Source organism: Methylobacterium gregans, from assembly GCF_022179245.1.
Lineage (GTDB): Bacteria > Pseudomonadota > Alphaproteobacteria > Rhizobiales > Beijerinckiaceae > Methylobacterium > Methylobacterium gregans.
Map to the genome: position 1 here is coordinate 1 of NZ_BPQM01000144.1, position 16575 is coordinate 16575.

Here is a 16575-nt window from a genome sequence, read left to right on the forward strand (position 1 = left end):
GAGGATCTCCTCGCCCTGCACCGGGACGAAGCGGTAGCGGAAGGCCTGGCGCAGGGCGAGGAGATCCTCTCACCCGAGGAGGCGGCCAAGCGGGATCCGGGCTACCTGATGGAGGAGATCGGCCTGCGCCTCGCGAAGGAGCCGGCGCGCTTCCGGGTGCTGGCACAACTCGCCGAGCCTGGCGACCCGACGAACGATGCCACCAAGCCCTGGCCCGACGACCGCCGGACGATCGATCTCGGCACCCTGACGGTCGCCAAGGCCGTGCCCGACAGCCGCGAGGCTGAGAAGGCCCTGCTCTTCATGCCGAACGCGCTCACCGACGGGATCGAGGTGTCGGACGATCCGCTCATCGACGCGCGCGTCCAGGCCTACGCCGTCTCCTTCGGGCGCCGCTCGCAGTAGCGCGCGCTCGGACTGCGCGCCGGCTCAGCGCGTCGTGCCGGCGGCCGGGGCGGTCGAGCCGGCCCGCTCAGTTGCCGAGGCGGGCGCCTTGCTGCCGGTGCGGCGGGTCCCGTCCTGGGTCGCGCCGGAACCGGTGAGGCCGCCCGCGCCGACGCTCGTCGTGGAGCCGGTCGCGCCGCTGCTACGGGCGGGCGCGGACGTGCCGTCGGGCCGCTCGGCTGCCCCGGCAGCGCCGCAGAGGCCGGCGAGGATCGTGGCCGCGAGCAGAGTGGCGCGAAGCTCTGAAGTCATGTGTCGCCTCCGACATCCGGATCGGCGGCCCCGAGGCCGCCTTGTCGGACAAGCAGGAGGCGCTCGGAGCGTTCCCGTGGCTCCGAGCGGGGAGCGATCCGCGTCGCACCGCGATCTCTCCTCGCCGGATAGCCCCCGCAATCCCCGATCCAGCGGCGGCTCCGTCGAGGATGCCCGGACATCCGCGCGCACGCTGCCCTGTTCATCCCCTCCGGCGCTCCGAGTGTCGCGGCTGCGTTCCCGTTCCGGTTGTGGGCCGGATGCCGCCTTGGGAACGTATCACGCCGTCAGGCGTGCGGGATTGAGCCGCATCGGTCGCGTCGCAACCGGCGCTCGTTCCTCATCGGCATCGGCGATCGTCTCTCCGCAGGGCGGAACCGGTATTTTCGTACCGGCCTGGCCGCGGCATCGTGACCGTTGAACCATCTCCGTGCGCCTGCACCTATGCGTTGTGTCCTGTGTTAGGGTCGCGGCCGTCTCCTACCTTCCGCCCGGGCCAGCCACGGCCCCGGCCTCTCCAGGGAAGTCCTGCCAGCGGATGCCGTCGTCACCGGAGAAGCCCAAGACGAACGGTCCGCACACGCCGGTGACGGGCAGCGGGCCGTCCGGCGTCGAGGATGTCCATCACGACATCTTCTTCGCGGCCGTCGAGACGACGCGCATGCCGATGATCGTCACCGACCCGCACCAGCCCGACAACCCGATCATCTTCGTCAACCGCGCCTTCGAGCGCATGACCGGCTACACCCGACAGGAACTGATCGGCACGAATTGCCGCTTCCTTCAGGGCAAGGAAACGGACCGCGAGACGATCGACGAGGTGCGATCGGCCATCGCCGAGCACCGCGAATTCGCTACCGAGATCCTGAACTACCGCAAGGACGGCTCCTCCTTCTGGAACGCGCTGTTCGTCAGCCCGGTGTTCAACCGGCAGGGCGACCTCGTCTACTTCTTCGGCTCGCAGCTCGACGTCTCGCGCCGCCGCGACGCCGAGGAATCGCTGCATCAGGCCCAGAAGATGGAGAGTCTCGGCCAGCTCACCGGTGGCATCGCGCACGACTTCAACAACCTGCTTCAGGTGATCTCCGGCCACAACGAGGTGATGCTGGCGCTCATCGATCATCCCGATATCGATGTCGGGCGCCTGCGCCGCGCTGGCGAGGCGGTGCGCGATGCGTCCGAGCGCGCGGCCAAGCTCACGCACCAGCTCCTCGCCTTCTCGCGCAAGCAGCGCCTCGAAGGCCGCCTTCTCAACATCAATGGGCTCGTCCAGAACATGGGCGAGATGGCCGAGCGCACGCTGGGCGAGCAGGTCGTGCTGCGGGTGGCGCCGGCGGAGGACCTCTGGACCACGCGCATCGACCCGACCCAGGCCGAAGTCGCGCTCCTGAACGTGCTGATCAACGCCCGCGACGCCATGCCGAACGGCGGCACGGTGACGGTGAAGACCGAGAACCTGCTGATCGAGGACGAGGATACCGCCCTCTACAAGACGGTGCCGCCCGGCGCCTACGTGGTGGTCTCGGTGACCGACACGGGTACCGGCATGCCGCCCGAGATCCTGGCCCGCGTGATGGAGCCGTTCTTCACCACCAAGGGGGAGGGCAAGGGCACGGGCCTCGGCCTCGCCATGGTATACGGCTTCGCCAAGCAGTCGGGCGGATCGGTCAAGATCTACTCGGAGGTTGGCCACGGCACCACGGTGCGGCTGCTCTTCCCGGCCTCGGATCAGAAGATCGAGGAGGAGCGCCGGATCACGCAGCGCGCCGCCGACCGGCACGGCACCGAGTCGGTGCTCGTGGTCGACGACCGGCCGGACGTGGCGGCAACTGCGGGCACGATCCTGGAGGATTTCGGCTACAAGGTCACCATCGCGGACGGGCCGAAGGCAGCCCTGGAACTGCTCGACGGCGAGGCTCGGATCGACATGCTGTTCACCGATCTGATCATGCCCGGGGGCATGAACGGCGTGATGCTGGCGCGGGCCGCGCGTGAGCGCCAGCCCCGGATCAAGGTCCTGCTGACGACGGGCTACGCGGAAGCCTCCCTCGAGCGCACGGATGTGGGCGGCACCGAGTTCGAGATCATCAACAAGCCCTACAAGCGCATGGAACTCGCCCGGCGGGTGCGTCGCGTCCTCGATGGCCCGACCGGCGTCGGTTAGGCGTTCCGGCGCAGCCGTCTTTGAGCATCGGCGACGCTGATGCCGGCGTGGTGGGAGGGGCGGCCGTCTCGCACCCTAGGTCGGGATGTGACCGCAACGATCAGGGGAAGTGATGCACCCATCACGCCCGCGTGAAAGCTTAGTAAAAATTTAGAGCTCCTCACGTAGAACGACGTCCGGATTGGTCGAAGCGATTTCGACTGTGGCATCGGATTGCTTCGACATGCCTGCGACTCTAAGCAATCAGTCCTGTTCCGGCGGTTCTGATGCTGCCGGATTCGGTGCCGGTTCTGGCGCGGGCGCTTCCTCATCCGCCGCTGACTTGCTGCCTTACCTGGACGCGATGCGCCACGGCCTGCTGCTCATCGACGAGCGCGGGCGCGTCGTTCTCGCCTCTGGCCGGATCCTGAATATCCTCGGCGGCCGGGAGGGCGTGATCTCGCAGGGATCCTCTCTCCGGGAGGTCCTGCGCATCGTGCGCCGCTGCGCCGGGGGCGCGTGGGGGCAGGTGCGCGCCCAGATGTGGAGCCACGTGCGTGCGCGGCTGCCGCGTCCCCACGCGGAGCACATCTCCGGCACCTTCGAGATGACGCTCCAGCAGCACCTGCTGGAGGTGCACCTGCAGCCCGTCACGGGTGGCCGCTGGGCCGTGGCCTTCGAAGACGTCACGGCCCGCCGCGCGGCCGAGGCGGAAGCGGAGGCGATGGCCCGGCGCGATCCGCTCACGGGCCTGCCGAACCGCCTCCTGCTGCGCGAACGTCTCCAGGAGGCTCTGGGACGGCTCCGCCGGTCGCGCGAGGGCTGCGCCGTCCTGCTGATCGATCTCGACCGGTTCAAGCCCGTCAACGACACGCTGGGCCACCCGATGGGGGACGCCCTGCTGAAGAAGGTCGCCGATCGCTTGCGCTCGACGGTGCGCCCCACCGACACGGTGGCGCGGATCGGCGGCGACGAGTTCGTCATCCTGCAGACCGGCGTTCGCGAAGCCTCCGACACCCAGGCGCTCGCCCGCCGCCTCGTGGACCTGGTCGGCCGGACCTACATGGTCGACGGGCACCTGCTCACCATCGGGGCCAGCGTCGGCGTCGCGCTCGCACCCGGTGACGGCAGCGAGGCCGACACGCTCCTGAAGAACGCCGATCTTGCGCTCTACCGGGCCAAGCTCGACGGGCGGGCCACCTATCGGTTCTTCGAACCCGAGATGGACGCGCGCATGCAGGCGCGTCGCCGGCTCGAGCTCGACATGCGCCAGGCGCTCGCGCGGCGCGAGTTCCAACTGCACTACCAGCCGCAGCTCCAGCTGGAGGGCAACCGCCTCGTGGGCTGCGAGGCTCTCATCCGCTGGCAGCACCCGGTGCGCGGCACGGTCTCGCCCCTCGACTTCATCCCGCTGGCCGAGGAGATCGGCCTCATCGTCCCGATCGGCGAGTGGGTCATGCGCCAAGCCTGCCGCGACGCGGTGACTTGGCCCGCACCGCTCTCGGTCGCGGTCAACGTCTCGCCCGCGCAGTTCAAGAGCGAGCGGCTCGTCGAGATGGTGATGTCGGCGCTCGCCGCCTCGGGGCTGCCCGCCACCCGCCTGGAGGTGGAGATCACAGAGGGCGTGTTGCTGCAGGAGAGCGAGCGGACCCTGCAGACGCTGCATCGCCTGCGCGAACTCGGCGTGCGCGTGTCCATGGACGATTTCGGCACCGGCTACTCGTCGCTCAGCTACCTGCGCAGCTTTCCCTTCGACAAGATCAAGATCGACCGCTCCTTCGTGAGCGATCTTTCGAGCAACCGCGACGGCGAGGCGATCATCCGGGCCATCGCAGGACTCGGCAAGAGCCTCGGCATGACGACCGTCGCGGAGGGCGTCGAGACCGCCGACCAACTGGAGCGCATCCGGGCCGAGGGCTGCACCGACGTGCAGGGCTACCTCATCAGCAGGCCCATCTCGGCAGCCGAAGTCCTGAAATTCCTGACCGCTGCTCCTCGAAACCAATAGCCTCGACCGTCCGCTGCCCCGGAGCTTCCGCCGTGAGTGACCTGTACCGTCTCGTCTATGCCAGCAAGAATCTCCTCCAGGGATCGGAGGCCGAGATCGCGGAGGCGGTCTCTCAGATACTCGCGGCCTCGCAGCGCAACAATGCGGCGGTCGGCGTCACCGGCGCCCTGATGTTCAACGCGGGCGCCTTCGCGCAGGTGCTGGAAGGCCCCCAGGACGGAGTCGAGGCTACCTTCGAGCGCATCCAGTGCGATCCGCGCCACGGCGACGTGACGGTCCTGCAGTGCGGCGTGGTCGAGAGCCGGACCTTCGCGAACTGGTCGATGGCCTTCGTCGGGCAATCGCGCGCGGGCCGCGCCCGCTGGGAGGGGATCGCGGCGGCGAGCGGGTTCGACCTGACGCGGCTCGACGGTGATGCCGTGTTCGCCATGCTGCACGGGCTGGTGCTGGAAGAGGAAGGGCTGGCGCCTCCCTCCGCCACCCCGTCCGAGCCGGCGGGTTCACCCGACAGGGCACCCCAGGTCATGGACGTGGAGCGGGTCCGCGCAGAGCTGCCGCAGCTCGGCCGGCCACCGCAGGCTCGGCACGAAGCCGGTCGCGATCCGGTCGGCGGCCAAGCTGTGGGCCATCGGCCGCCGAAGGACGAGATCGTCCATGCCGCCGAGCCCGACACGGCCCTGACCGTCCTGCGGACCGCCCTCGCGCAGGAGCGCCAGCGCACGACCGACCTGCGCAACGAACTCGACGCTGCGCGGATCGCGCTCGCGCTCCAGCAGGAGCAGTCGCGGACGATGCGTCAGGAGCGGGATCTCTGGGCCAAGCGGGCGCAGCTGCTCGCGACCGCCATGAGCCAGGAGGCCGGCAGCGTCGCAGAGGGGCTCTTGAGCCTCGAGGCACACGGCCCCACAACTGGCGAGCCGGGTGACCGGAACGCCGCGCTCCGGGCCATCGCCTGAGGGCACCCGGTGGCGCGCAACGGCTGTCGCGGAACCGGGTCGGTCGTGCCCTGCTCCTGGGGTCTATCTGTGCGTGAGCAGACCGCGTGTGGATTCTTTCGCCGGGGCGGGCCCGCGGCCCGGCTCTTCCGCAGTTCGGTAAGAAGCGCTGCCCAACGTCGAGGTGTCCGTGATCGATTACCCGCTCAATCGCTTCACCGACATGGCCGCTCTGTCGGATGCCGAACAGAAGCGGTTGCGCAGTCTCGGCGACACCCCGATCCTCTACAAGCGCGCCGCGACCATCCGGGCCGAGGGCGATCCCGCTCCCTGCATCTACCTGATGCTGGAGGGATGGGTGCTGGCATCGATGGTCCTGCCCTCGGGCGCCCGACAGGTGACGAAGGTCCACCTGCCGGGCGATATCCTCGGAACGCCCAGCATGGCGCTGACCTCGGCCGCCGAGACGCTTACGGCCCTGACGGATTGCTTGGTCGCCCCGGTGCCCCTGACGCGGATGCGCGACCTGTTCGTCGACCATCCGCGCCTCGCCGCGCTGTTCCTGATGGCCGTTCAGATCGAGCGGATCGCCCTGATGGACGCCATGGCGGCGATGGGGAAGACCGATGCGCGCAAGCAGATCATCACCTTCATCCTCGACCTGCACGATAGGCTGGCGCGGCTCGGCAAAGCGCCTGGCGGCGCCTTCGAGCTTCCGATGACCCAGGAGCAGATCGGCGAGAAGCTCGGCATGACGTCCGTGCATCTCAACCGTTCTCTGCGGGTGCTCGATGCCGAGGGGCTTCTCACCCGCACGGGCCGGCTCGTCCGGCTGAACGATATCGAGACCCTGCGCGGCCTGTCGCAGCTGCCGCGGCGGCAGCTCAGAACCGATCCGGAATGGCTGCCCGAGAGCAGGGAATGGGGCGGTCCCGCCCGGGACGGTTGAGAAGTCTGCGATCGGAACATCCTCTGCCGCCCCAAAAGGACGTCTCGAGCGGCACCCGATCAGATTGCATCGTATCCGGCTCCGGCGAGATCGGCTCGACACTCCCGGTCGGGCAACGGGATAGCTTCCGAGTTAGATCGCATGAGCCCCGGCGCCATCCTCCAGCGGGGGTGCGCTACGCGTCGGCGCCCGTCTACTAACCGGGCGGTGCAGGCGTCATCGTCGCCCATCCGGCGTTGAAGCGACACCCCGTTATCAGGTCGGGAGCGACACGTGCCGCCGAGTGACATCGACGTGATCCGAGCCCGCCTCGCCGCGCATCCGCGACCTGCCGATCTCGCTGAGCGGCGCGCCCGGATCGAAAGCCTCGGGGCTGGCTACGCCCTGCCTCCGGATGTCCGGGTCGAGCCCGTCGACGCTCATGGTGTGCGGGCGGAGTGGACAAGCACGCCCGCGGCCGACGGCGAGCGCGTCGTTCTGTTCCTGCACGGGGGCGGCTACGTCTCCGGATCGCTGAGGAGCCATCGCCACATGGTCGCGCAGGCCGGCCGCGAAGCGCGGGCCCGCACCCTGGCGATCGACTACCGTCTCGCGCCGGAGCACCCGTTCCCGGCCGCGCTCGACGACGCGCTAACCGGCTACCGCTTTCTCCTCGCCTCGGGCATCGCAGCAGCACGGATCGCGCTCGCGGGCGAGAGCGCGGGTGGCGGTCTCGCTCTCGCGATGGCCCTGTCGTTGCGCGAAGCAGGCTTGCCGCTGCCGGGCTGCCTCTGGCTGAGTTCGCCCTGGATCGATCTCGCGCTCACCGGCGCAAGCCTCGAATCCAAGGCTGCGGTCGATCCCCTGCTCAGCAGGGCCTACCTCGCTGAGTTGGCGAGCCTCTACCTGAACGGCGCCGATGCGCGGGGGCCACTTGTCTCGCCGATCAACGCCGATCTCGCAGGCCTGCCGCCGATGCTGATCCAGGTCGGCTCCGCCGAGACGCTTCTCGATGACTCCCTGCGGCTCGCGCAGGTTGCGGGTGCCGCCGACGTCGCCGTGCACCTCGAGATCTGGCCGCGCATGATCCACGCCTGGCATCTCTTCTACCAAGACGTGGCCGACGGGCGCCGCTCTCTCACGAACGCGGGGAGCTTCATCCAGAGCCATCTCGACGCTCGTTGAACCTCGACGCTTTCAGATTTTCGGTAGCGCGAGGGATGTCGCGTCCCCGCCCGGCTCCAGATGGATATCGCGTTCCCGGATCCCTGGGCCGGTAAGATCGTGCAGCACCTCGCCTCCGTCGCGGCCTCCGACCTCTACACCTTGCGCCCCTGCCTCGCGAGCCTGAGCCCGGCGAAGCTCTCGTGCCCTGGGCTCTACGGCGAGACGTGGCAGAAGGCGCACGCGAACATGCTCGACCTCTTGGATCGCTTCGGCACGCAGGCGGTTGAACTCGCATGGCCCGACCTCGACCTCTTCTCGGTCCACCCCGGCACAGCACAACCCGGACGGATTGCTGCGGTGCCCCGGTGCAAGTCACCGCGGAGGTGAACCAGATCGACGGCGAGCGCAAAGAGCCCGGGGCGATACGCGTTCGATGTTAGGATTGAGGTGGGGGAGTTCGTCCGGGAAATCGGCTTCCCAGCAGTGCTCTGCCGGATCTGAGGCGGCGCGCCAGAATTGCCGCGCGGGCGAGGTGACGATCCAGGCGGCCCCGCAGCCGGGCGAGCCGCAGTCGCAGGGCCTGCCGACGGGTCCCCATCAGCCGGTCGAACGCGAGGCCCATCGGTAGGTCGGCCAGTTCGCAGGCCGAGGCATTCAGGTACTGGTAGTGCTGCCCCCGGGCAGCGGCGAGGAGCAGGAACCAGGGCCGCAGCGTACCCCGCCCGTCGAGGTCGAGATTCAGTTCGAGCACCCGCAACTGCGGCGAGCCGAACACGATGTTGCTCAGGCCCGCCCCATGGGCCGCGACCACGTGGCTCGCCCCTGCGAAGAGCCGGATCTGATCGCCTATGTCGAGCGTCTCCAGCCGCACCTTCCCGAAACCGTGGGTAGCCAGGTAACGGTCGAGGCTGCGGCGGGCGTTGGGGTCGCTCAGGCGCATGTCGCCCACGCGCTCGATGAAGATGCGCTTCGGGAATCGCCGATCCGGTGCCGGGGGGACGTTCCGGGCCAGGATGTCGAAGCAGGCGAAGGTTTCGTCGACCAAGTGGAGCGCGGGGGGGTTGATGAAATTCGTCCAGATGACGTGGAGGTTGCGCAGCCGGTAGAGCCCGTCTTCGACGCGTCGAATCCGGTGACCTTCCCCGCTCAGGGCGATGAGCTGATCGAGCAGCGGCAGGCGGCCGTCGGGGGATGGGCGGTGGGCGGGCACGGCCGCCCAGGCCCCGGGCAGATGCGCCTTCGCATAGGTGAGCCGCGGCATCGCCAGCATCAGGAGGTGGTAGTAATTGTGGCATCCGCAATCGACGATTGTGATCCAGTCTTCGTCGATCTCGCGGGCGCGCGCCCGCAACGCTTCCGGCGGAAGCGGCTGGTAACCGCGGGCGAAGGTTGCCGTTTCCAGGGCCAGCTGGCCATCGGCGGTGAGGGCGATCCCGTCGACGCCATCGCCGAACCAGATATAGCCGCCGGGAAGGGTGAAGGCATCGACCTGCGGCAGGATTGTCTCGTGACGCGGAATTTGCTCCAGGAGAGCCGCGGGATCCTGGCCGTCGAAGGAGGGCCGGATGGCCGTTTCCGGGCGCGGCTCCCGCCCGGTCGCGAGGGTCCGGCGGTTCGGCAGGGCGGTCACTTGGATGGGGGCAGGGATCGTCAGTGTCATCGACGCGGACGGATCGGCCATCTACCTGAATCCCGTGACACGGATGCCGCCATCCTGGACCGACTGCACCTCGACGGCTCAACGCCGCTTCGGCACACGTCCCCGTCGGGGCGATGAACTGCCGCCAAACCTTCCACGCCAACACCTTCGTGGCGGTGCTCAAGCACCTCTGCTGACACGGGTGCTAGCACATCTCGCCACTCCGCCGAAGCCGTTCCGGGTCGTCGACACGCATGCGGGAAGCGGCCCAAATGGCCTTGGAGCTTGCCGGCGGTCAGAGCCAGGAGGGTAGCAAGCTTCTGGCAACCGTGCCGCGCAGAGGGCCGGCATGTCCGCCCACCTCGCCCCGTCCCGACCCCGACCTCTACCCTTGGCGCCCTGGCCTCCGGAGCCTGAGCCCGGCAAAGGCGCCATGCCCCGGCCGCTACGGGGAGCAGTGGCAGAAGGCGCATGCCGCGACGCTCGACTGCCTGGAGCGGTTCGGAGAGCGGGCGGTGGAGCTCGGATGGACCGACCTCGAACTGTTCGGAATCCATCCGCAGAGCGGCACCGGCCGAGCCGATCGCGGCCGCGCCCTGTTCCTGATCGGTCGGCAGGTCGAGGCGATCGACGCGAAACGTTGACCTACGGGAATCCGACCTCCCGTCAGGACGTGCCGGGCTAGCTGCAGGGCATCCCGACCTGAGCGTGCTAGGGCTGGGCGATCGCTTCCCCCGCACTCTGTGTGCTGTTTGTGTGACGGCGGCACACATTGAGGCTAAAAGCACCAGAGGTGGGCCAGCACCGCTTGCGCGGGCACAAATTTAAGGCGAGTTAACTCTGTGCTCGGGTTGAAGCCCCTCTGGCACAAACGCAAAATTCTGCAGGTCTCGATCATGGATCCGGTCAAAAAGTCGCACCTGGATCTGATCTCGGAGATCGATAACAGAGTTAATTCTGCGTCCTCTTCAAGAGGGGTCAAGGACCCTTTGACAGGCGTTCTGCGCAGTCTTGGCTCATCCCTCGATGATCACTCGCTTGCTGGCCCGCCCCCTACATCTTCGCAGGACTGGTCTGCCCTGATCGAGCGCGTTCGTGGCGCCGCCGTCCATGCACGCGAGGTCGAGAAGCAAGCGCAAGAGCAGGATCTGCGCGTCCAGGAGCTTCTCGAACGGGTTCGCGAAGACATCCACGCGGCGGGCGAGCGTGTCCGAGCTGCCGAAGCACGCGCAACCGGCATCGCCGTTCGAGCGGAAGAACGCGTGCGGGACGCCGAGCGGCGTGCCGAGATCGCCGAGGAGCGCGCCCGTGTGGCGGAGGAGTGGCTCCGACGGCTGCACGAGACTGTTACGGCCGAGTTCTCCGATACCCAGAGTGACCGAGCCTGACGCGTCAACGAAGAGCATTTCAAGGGGGATCGAGTGGCGTCGGGAACTGTCGTGTCCTGGGCAAGCCTGGACGATCAAATCAGAGCGGGCAGGGCGCCGTCCGCCCCCTCGTCTGTACCGAGCGTTGCGGCGCCGGTGCAGCAGGGCACCATCACCGCCATAGGCGCAACAAGCGCCGAAGAGCGATCGAAGACGTTGCTCACGGATTGGACGCGTGTTCTCGACGCGATCAACGAAGCCGGCAGTCAGGCCCAAGATCGCGAGCGGCGGCTAGCGGCCCAAGCTTCGTCGCACGATCGGCAGGTGAACGAACTCCGTGCCGAGATCAGCCAGCTTCGAGACCAGGCGCGCGCGAGCGAGGCGAGAACCGAGGCACTCCTCTCGGCAGCCGAGCATCGTGTTAGAGCCGCGGAGGAGCGCGTGCAGGCGGCGCAGCAGCGGGCCGAGCAGGCAGAAGCATGGCTCGTGCGCATAGGGAGCGCAGTCGACGCGGTCCTGCTGAAGGCTTGAGCGCTACGTTCCCGCCATGGCCGATCGGAAGAGTCGGTGAGGTGGCCGCTCAGGTTGGGCCCTGGGCCGCTGCGAATTAAGAGAAGGCCTCGCCGACACCCGGCCGCGCCTGGATACCTTTTTCACCGACGAATGCGAGAAGAGTGCCCGCTGTGCCACCATCAATGAGCACGGCGCTTTTCATAGCTTCGAGCGCAAAGGTAATGACAGGCGCGATCCCTGCGAGAGCCGCTTTGTGGCGGGTGACGAAGCCGGGCGGCCGGATAGTTCGGAGCAGGTTGGTTTGCCGCAGCAGGCGCTTCCGAAGCAGAGGGGCGCGGCTACCCGCCAGGCAAAATGACCCGCACGCGTTCGATTGTTCTGCAAGAAATCCGCCAGATTGAGGTGCCGACCTGGCCGAAACTGGCTCGAGGTCTCCTAGCAGCCAATTGCTTCAAGTGAGTAGCTGTCCGCAGTACGTCTTCGCCGAACTAGCAGGACGAGCAGAGCGCCGCGCTGGCGGGGGCATGATACTGCACTGCCTTGTCGCGCTGCTCGGCGGCGTGATTGCTTTTCTTCTGCTTCAGCCATAGTGGGGCCTCGCCGCGCTGCTCTAGGCTCCTCTGGGAGCTGGCCTTGCCTGCGTGTTTACCGCCTCGATCTTGTCCTGGCGCATAGCGGCCTCGGACAAAAGGCTGCGCCGAAAAGCCGACCTTCCAGCCGAGACCCTGAAATTGCCCGGATAAATCGCGGCTGACGAAAAAGCCCGCCGCGGCAGCATCAGGGTCGCCCTGGACCCCACGAACAGCCGATCGGTGCAGCGCCAGCATCTCGCCGTCGCGCATCTGCCCGTTTCGGCCTCCGCGGAGACGCGGCCGGCCGTGATCGCCTTCCGGATGGCGGCCTCGGTGACGCCGATGATCTTGGCGCATTCGCGCCGGCTCACACCCACTGTGTACCTCGAAAATCACAGCTGCAGAGACGGGTTGCCATCTGCCCCGAACTGTTGCCCGTCGATCCAGCAGGGAAAGCCGCAGATCAGGCGCGGTTGGCCCACTGCCAATCGAAGGAGACGACCATGAAGGCTATCCTGGCATCCTCCCTGCTCGCGTTTGGCTTGCTTGCAACCGCGTCTGTATCGGCTCAGCGCCTTGAGATCGGCCCTGATGGCCCCTCCGTCGACACGCGCTCACGCGCCCAGCGGGAGCGGGACATCGAGCGGCGGGAGATGCGCCGTGACATACGACGGGACGAGGTGCCGCGCGATCGGCGCGACGGGTCTGTCGATCACGACGATGACGAGGACTAGCACCGAGCCTGCAAGGTGAGACCACCTGTAACGAGCATGACGGCATTCCTCAGCCACGGTTCAGCGGCCGGAGCACACCCTGCTCTCAATCGGTCCATTCTGTCAGGTCCGACGCGTTTCAAGGGATTTTACGATGATGCATGCGAAAGTGCTCGGGTTAGCTGTTGCAGTCGCCAGCGGCCTCGGCATCGCAACGGCAGCCAATGCTGCGCCGCTGGGCTTTGGTCCGGTCGATGGCGGTGCGCTGATCGAGACCGTGGCCGGCGGTTGTGGCCCGGGCTGGCACCCGAACCGGTTTGGTGACTGCCGTCCGAACGACCGTGGCCCTGGATACGGGTACGGTGGACCGCGCGGCTACTATGGTGATCGGCCGGTCTATCGGGGTGACGGCTACGGGTACGGCCGTGGTGGCTACGATCGGCCCCGCCGGTTCTACGACGGCTACTGAGGCTTCGTTTATCAGCTGAGCGGCTGAGTTAGGGGCGGTCCGGAGCGCGCTTCGGATCGCCCCATCGCGTTGCAAGCATCCCCCAGAGCCCCGGCATCCCGGTCGGCGGGAAGCTCGCGAACGGCCCCGTCATTATCACGAAGCTGGAGCCGGTCGAGACACCCACCGGTTTCACGATCTCGCCTGCCGCAGGTGCATCGATGAAGCGCTGCAGGTCTTCCGGATCGAGGCGAGCGGGACGTCGAACGTCTTGTTGAACGTGGCCGGCCCGGATCCGCGGCGTCCTGATCGCGCTCGGCCGCGTCAAGCTGGATCGGAGGCTGAGATGGCAATCTCAGGCAATGCCGCGCTGCTGCGATGTCTCAAAAGCTCTGCGCACTTCGCTGTGAAGTTTTCTGAGGGCACGCCGCGTATCGGGTGCTCCAGGCTCGGATGCCAGATCATGAAGGATCAGGATCAAGCGCCCGAGGTGGGCCATGGCCTCATCGCAGTTTATGGCGGCTACGCGCGCAACACCGGATATCTCCCACGCTGCAGGCGTTTCTCTGAAATGAGCCGCTGCGTCAGCGAGCAGCTCGAGCGACGCTTCTGCGATGCTCGCCACAATCTGACCTGCCGGATCTTCAGGCTCTCCCATGGGCCAATGAATGAGCCCGGACGTCGTACCGATCCACCAACATGCACGAGATCGCGAATAATCCCCTGCGTCATACCGCGGGATTCGATCGAACATTATGTCGGATCGCATTGCGGCAGGGCTGCCCTGCCATGAGCACGCCCGATCTCATCCAAGCGGCCATTGCTGCTGCGCGGGCAGCGAGCGCCGCCCACATCGCCGCCTGCGATGGCCTGGGCGAGAGGGACGAGGCAGCGATGCAGCGCTGCAATCAGGCCTACGATGATGCTGAAGCCAGCTAGGTGCTGGCAAGGACCGGCCGACATGAAGCGGTCGAACGCCCACGTCCTGGTCGACCTTCCCGACACGAACCGTTCGCCGAGAACGAAAAACCCCAGCGGAAAACCACTGGGGTCTGGGCCGGATGATCTTGGCTAAGTTCTTAGAATGACAGTGGCTGGGGGACCTGGATTCGAACCCGACGTCCGCTGACCGAATATCCTTAGCTATCTCAAAGCCTTAGGTCGATGCCGCTGCCCCCCTGTGTAGCACTCTGGTGGTACACGGTGTCAATCGAAATGCCGCCGCGGACGGTGGGAGCCCATCGCTAACCGCGGTGGCCTTACCACGCTGGGGGGCTGCCGAAGCCTCTCAGGAGGCCCGCCGGGGCGAGGCTTCACTGATGAAGACGGCTATGAGCCATCAGCGGACATCCGACCCGCTCGGCTGGAACTGCTGCTCCCGACCCGTAGAAGCAATGCGGTCATGAGCCACAAAAAAGGCCGCTCACTAAGGAGCGGCCCGAAGTCTAGGGAGGAAACGCCCTAAGAGGACCAACAAGCCGCGACGCCATCGCAGCTTGTTGGTATTGGCATGCCACGCTGCGCTGCAGCGAGCAAGCTCAATAGGCTGATGCAGTGCACAAATATGGTGCATACATAAGGACCATGAGACGCATTGCCAGCTAAATGAATACTCGGTGACAGTCGGCTTGACCAGCGTGCCGGAATTCTGAATGAGGGCGGTATGAGTGAGCTGCAAGACATCGCCCGCACGGTCAGCGCGCTGGCTGTACCGGGTATGAAGCCCAAAGACCTGGTGGATGCCGTGCGCAAGCAGCACCCTGATGCCACCAAGAAGCAGATCAGTCGCGCCGCCTTCATGGCAATGATTTTAGCGGCGGAGGGCGATCCCAGCCGCGCCCAGCATGTGCAGGCGCTGGCACTGGCCGCTCGCAGCGATGATACGGGCGAGGGAAGCGCCGAGGCTGCACCGCGACGGAAGAAGAAAAAGAAGGTCCGCCACGCGGCAGCCTAATCGTCCCGATCCCTCGCACCGCTTTCCATAGAGCGGGCACGGTCACCAAGCTCGGTCGCGGCATCACCGTATAGCTCGAACCGGCGGCGGTGCATCGCTCGCTTGTCCTCGCTCCTGGCAGCCTTCACCCGCTCAGCCGCCCGCTGCGCCTTCTCCTGAAACTTGGCTGCGAGTTTCAAGCAAGCTGCCGCGATTTTGGCCTGCGTTACCGCTCCGTCCTGTGCCGCCTTGTCGGGTTTGTCTTGCTTGGGCATGGCGATCCTCAATGCGCGGACCGGACAGATCCATTAGGCTTTAGTCCTGCCCGGCCCGCTGTTGCCGTTGCGACTTTGGGAAGGGATGTAACGGAAACGGCACGCCTCTAGCACGCCTAGCCACTGCCGATGTGACATCCAGCCTATCACGGACGCAGAAGGGCCACTGCATGCACTGTGAGCTACGGCAAGAACACCCGTCTGACCGCAGCAGGCACCGGGCACTCACGCTCCCGGTAGAGCGTTGCCTGCATGAGCTACGTTACATCTCAACCCTCTCCTGCTCATCGGTTCCGGAGCGCGTGTCCGCGTCTTTGGACGCGCTGGAAAGGTCATGCGGCAATGTTTCATCTCGGACGCGCTCGCTACGTCAAGTCCGTGAACGGTTAAGACCTGCCGCCGCACAACAAAACCCTAAGCCCTTCTTGCGTTTAGTCGAGCATCTCACCGAGAACCGGCTAAGGAGACTCGGTTTCTAGCCATATGAAGTTTTTATGACGGCTGCGAATGCTGGTCGGCGTACGTCAGTTAAGGTACAGCGCAACAGTTCGTTGAAGCGAGACCACGAACCACCTTCGACGGCGTGTCATGCGAGTGGCATGCCGTTTTTTTGAGCTATCGTGAAAGCTCCACAGCGGCGGGACCGCTCCTACCGACCTGCCTCGGCTAGGCTCAGGCTTTCCGCTGCCGCTGCCTCTGAGACCGGAGCGGAGCGGCGGCGCGAGAACGCAAGGATAAGGGTCGGGAGGATGAGCAGGATCAGCACCGGCGCGAGGCTCATGCCGCCGACGACCACGAGGGCGAGCGGCTTCTGAACCTGCGAGCCGACACCCGAGGAGAAGGCCGCCGGCAGCAGCCCGACGCCGGCTACCACGCAGGTCATCACCACCGGCCGCATCTGGGTCGCGCAGGTCTCCAGCATCGCCCGCACACGCTCTTCGCCGCGCGCGACGAGGTCGTTGAAGTGCGCGATGACGATGATCCCATCCATCACCGCGATGCCCAGCAGCGCGATGAAGCCGATCGCCGCCGAGACGCTGAAGGGCGTGCCGGTGAGGACGAGCGCCAGCACGCCGCCCGCCGCCGCCATCGGGATGACGCTCAGCGCCAGCAAGGTGTCGGTGAGCGAGCCGAAGTTCATGAAGAGCAGGATAGCGATGAGGCCGATCGCGAGGGGCACCGTCACCGAGAGACGCTCCAGCGCGCCCTGCATGTTGTTGAACTCGCCCACGAGTTCG

Annotated in this window: 19 protein-coding genes; 13 read left to right on the top strand and 6 right to left on the bottom strand. The window is 66.8% G+C overall.

Annotation, left to right across the window (positions count from 1 at the left end):
- Positions 1–405, top strand: a 405-nt coding sequence (locus tag MFF54_RS24355; RefSeq protein WP_238306785.1) for a catalase, incomplete at its 5' end; no start/stop codon positions are given.
- 24 nt (positions 406–429) lie between these two features.
- On the opposite strand, the gene MFF54_RS24360 is transcribed toward MFF54_RS24355, so the two are convergent.
- Positions 430–696 carry a hypothetical protein gene (locus MFF54_RS24360; protein ID WP_238306786.1) on the bottom strand — a complete coding sequence of 89 codons (267 nt, stop codon included), beginning with the start codon at positions 694–696 and terminating at the stop codon, positions 430–432.
- Between the two features lie 538 nt (positions 697–1234).
- Here MFF54_RS24360 and MFF54_RS24365 point away from each other — a divergent pair.
- From MFF54_RS24365 to MFF54_RS24390, 6 genes are all read left to right on the top strand, one after another.
- On the top strand, positions 1235–2860 hold the full coding sequence (locus tag MFF54_RS24365; RefSeq protein WP_238306787.1) for a hybrid sensor histidine kinase/response regulator: 1626 nt from the start codon (positions 1235–1237) through the stop codon (positions 2858–2860).
- A 343-nt stretch (positions 2861–3203) separates the two neighbouring features.
- Positions 3204–4847: a putative bifunctional diguanylate cyclase/phosphodiesterase gene (locus tag MFF54_RS24370; RefSeq protein WP_238306803.1), complete on the top strand. Its 1644-nt coding sequence runs from the start codon at positions 3204–3206 to the stop codon at positions 4845–4847.
- Positions 4848–4879: 32 nt separating this feature from the next.
- Positions 4880–5803, top strand: a complete 924-nt coding sequence (locus MFF54_RS24375) for a BLUF domain-containing protein (RefSeq protein WP_238306788.1) — start codon at positions 4880–4882, stop codon at positions 5801–5803.
- Between the two features lie 169 nt (positions 5804–5972).
- Complete coding sequence (locus tag MFF54_RS24380; RefSeq protein WP_238306789.1) at positions 5973–6731, top strand: Crp/Fnr family transcriptional regulator; 759 nt, start codon at positions 5973–5975, stop codon at positions 6729–6731.
- A 273-nt stretch (positions 6732–7004) separates the two neighbouring features.
- A complete protein-coding gene (locus tag MFF54_RS24385; RefSeq protein WP_238306790.1) occupies positions 7005–7895 on the top strand; it encodes an alpha/beta hydrolase in 891 nt (296 codons plus the stop codon).
- 60 nt (positions 7896–7955) lie between these two features.
- A complete protein-coding gene (locus MFF54_RS24390; RefSeq protein ID WP_238306791.1) occupies positions 7956–8264 on the top strand; it encodes a hypothetical protein in 309 nt (102 codons plus the stop codon).
- A 49-nt stretch (positions 8265–8313) separates the two neighbouring features.
- Here MFF54_RS24390 and MFF54_RS24395 read toward each other — a convergent pair whose 3' ends face one another.
- Complete coding sequence (locus MFF54_RS24395) at positions 8314–9558, bottom strand: glycosyltransferase family 61 protein (protein WP_238306792.1); 1245 nt, start codon at positions 9556–9558, stop codon at positions 8314–8316.
- Positions 9559–9788: 230 nt separating this feature from the next.
- Between MFF54_RS24395 and MFF54_RS24400 the strand changes: the two genes are divergently transcribed.
- Positions 9789–10160 carry a hypothetical protein gene (locus tag MFF54_RS24400; RefSeq protein ID WP_238306793.1) on the top strand — a complete coding sequence of 124 codons (372 nt, stop codon included), beginning with the start codon at positions 9789–9791 and terminating at the stop codon, positions 10158–10160.
- A 372-nt stretch (positions 10161–10532) separates the two neighbouring features.
- Here MFF54_RS24400 and MFF54_RS24405 read toward each other — a convergent pair whose 3' ends face one another.
- A complete protein-coding gene (locus tag MFF54_RS24405) occupies positions 10533–10922 on the bottom strand; it encodes a hypothetical protein (protein WP_238306794.1) in 390 nt (129 codons plus the stop codon).
- A 117-nt stretch (positions 10923–11039) separates the two neighbouring features.
- Between MFF54_RS24405 and MFF54_RS24410 the strand changes: the two genes are divergently transcribed.
- Positions 11040–11414 (top strand): hypothetical protein, encoded by a 375-nt coding sequence (locus MFF54_RS24410; RefSeq protein WP_238306795.1) that lies wholly within the window; start codon positions 11040–11042, stop codon positions 11412–11414.
- A 470-nt stretch (positions 11415–11884) separates the two neighbouring features.
- On the opposite strand, the gene MFF54_RS24415 is transcribed toward MFF54_RS24410, so the two are convergent.
- Entirely contained in the window at positions 11885–12238 is a 354-nt protein-coding gene (locus MFF54_RS24415; RefSeq protein ID WP_238306796.1) for a hypothetical protein, read from the bottom strand.
- Positions 12239–12471: 233 nt separating this feature from the next.
- On the opposite strand from MFF54_RS24415, the gene MFF54_RS24420 reads away from it, so the two are divergent.
- The 4 genes from MFF54_RS24420 (at position 12472) to MFF54_RS24435 (ending at position 15083) form a co-directional block, all read left to right on the top strand.
- Positions 12472–12702, top strand: coding sequence for a hypothetical protein (locus tag MFF54_RS24420; RefSeq protein ID WP_238306797.1), 231 nt, complete (start codon positions 12472–12474; stop codon positions 12700–12702).
- A gap of 133 nt (positions 12703–12835) precedes the next feature.
- Positions 12836–13150: a GCG_CRPN prefix-to-repeats domain-containing protein gene (locus tag MFF54_RS24425; RefSeq protein WP_238306798.1), complete on the top strand. Its 315-nt coding sequence runs from the start codon at positions 12836–12838 to the stop codon at positions 13148–13150.
- Between the two features lie 678 nt (positions 13151–13828).
- Positions 13829–14068, top strand: a complete 240-nt coding sequence (locus MFF54_RS24430; RefSeq protein WP_238306799.1) for a hypothetical protein — start codon at positions 13829–13831, stop codon at positions 14066–14068.
- Between the two features lie 724 nt (positions 14069–14792).
- Positions 14793–15083, top strand: coding sequence for a hypothetical protein (locus tag MFF54_RS24435; RefSeq protein ID WP_238306800.1), 291 nt, complete (start codon positions 14793–14795; stop codon positions 15081–15083).
- Here the strand turns inward: MFF54_RS24435 and MFF54_RS24440 are convergent.
- Positions 15080–15337 (bottom strand): hypothetical protein, encoded by a 258-nt coding sequence (locus MFF54_RS24440; protein WP_238306801.1) that lies wholly within the window; start codon positions 15335–15337, stop codon positions 15080–15082. The genes MFF54_RS24435 and MFF54_RS24440 overlap by 4 nt on opposite strands.
- 649 nt (positions 15338–15986) lie before the next feature.
- Positions 15987–16575, bottom strand: a 589-nt coding sequence (locus tag MFF54_RS24445; protein WP_238306802.1) for an efflux RND transporter permease subunit, incomplete at its 5' end; no start/stop codon positions are given.

What these genes read in the sequence shown, in the direction of transcription:
- MFF54_RS24390 (WP_238306791.1), top strand. Translation starts at nt 7,956, where the DNA reads ATGGATATCGCGTTCCCGGATCCCTGGGCCGGTAAGATCGTGCAGCAC.
- MFF54_RS24365 (WP_238306787.1), top strand. Translation starts at nt 1,235, where the DNA reads ATGCCGTCGTCACCGGAGAAGCCCAAGACGAACGGTCCGCACACGCCG.
- MFF54_RS24405 (WP_238306794.1), bottom strand. Translation starts at nt 10,922, where the DNA reads ATGCTCTTCGTTGACGCGTCAGGCTCGGTCACTCTGGGTATCGGAGAA.
- MFF54_RS24395 (WP_238306792.1), bottom strand. Translation starts at nt 9,558, where the DNA reads ATGGCCGATCCGTCCGCGTCGATGACACTGACGATCCCTGCCCCCATC.
- MFF54_RS24430 (WP_238306799.1), top strand. Translation starts at nt 13,829, where the DNA reads ATGCACGAGATCGCGAATAATCCCCTGCGTCATACCGCGGGATTCGAT.
- MFF54_RS24360 (WP_238306786.1), bottom strand. Translation starts at nt 696, where the DNA reads ATGACTTCAGAGCTTCGCGCCACTCTGCTCGCGGCCACGATCCTCGCC.
- MFF54_RS24420 (WP_238306797.1), top strand. Translation starts at nt 12,472, where the DNA reads ATGAAGGCTATCCTGGCATCCTCCCTGCTCGCGTTTGGCTTGCTTGCA.
- MFF54_RS24435 (WP_238306800.1), top strand. Translation starts at nt 14,793, where the DNA reads ATGAGTGAGCTGCAAGACATCGCCCGCACGGTCAGCGCGCTGGCTGTA.
- MFF54_RS24400 (WP_238306793.1), top strand. Translation starts at nt 9,789, where the DNA reads ATGGCCTTGGAGCTTGCCGGCGGTCAGAGCCAGGAGGGTAGCAAGCTT.
- MFF54_RS24425 (WP_238306798.1), top strand. Translation starts at nt 12,836, where the DNA reads ATGATGCATGCGAAAGTGCTCGGGTTAGCTGTTGCAGTCGCCAGCGGC.
- MFF54_RS24440 (WP_238306801.1), bottom strand. Translation starts at nt 15,337, where the DNA reads ATGCCCAAGCAAGACAAACCCGACAAGGCGGCACAGGACGGAGCGGTA.
- MFF54_RS24370 (WP_238306803.1), top strand. Translation starts at nt 3,204, where the DNA reads ATGCGCCACGGCCTGCTGCTCATCGACGAGCGCGGGCGCGTCGTTCTC.
- MFF54_RS24415 (WP_238306796.1), bottom strand. Translation starts at nt 12,238, where the DNA reads ATGCGCGACGGCGAGATGCTGGCGCTGCACCGATCGGCTGTTCGTGGG.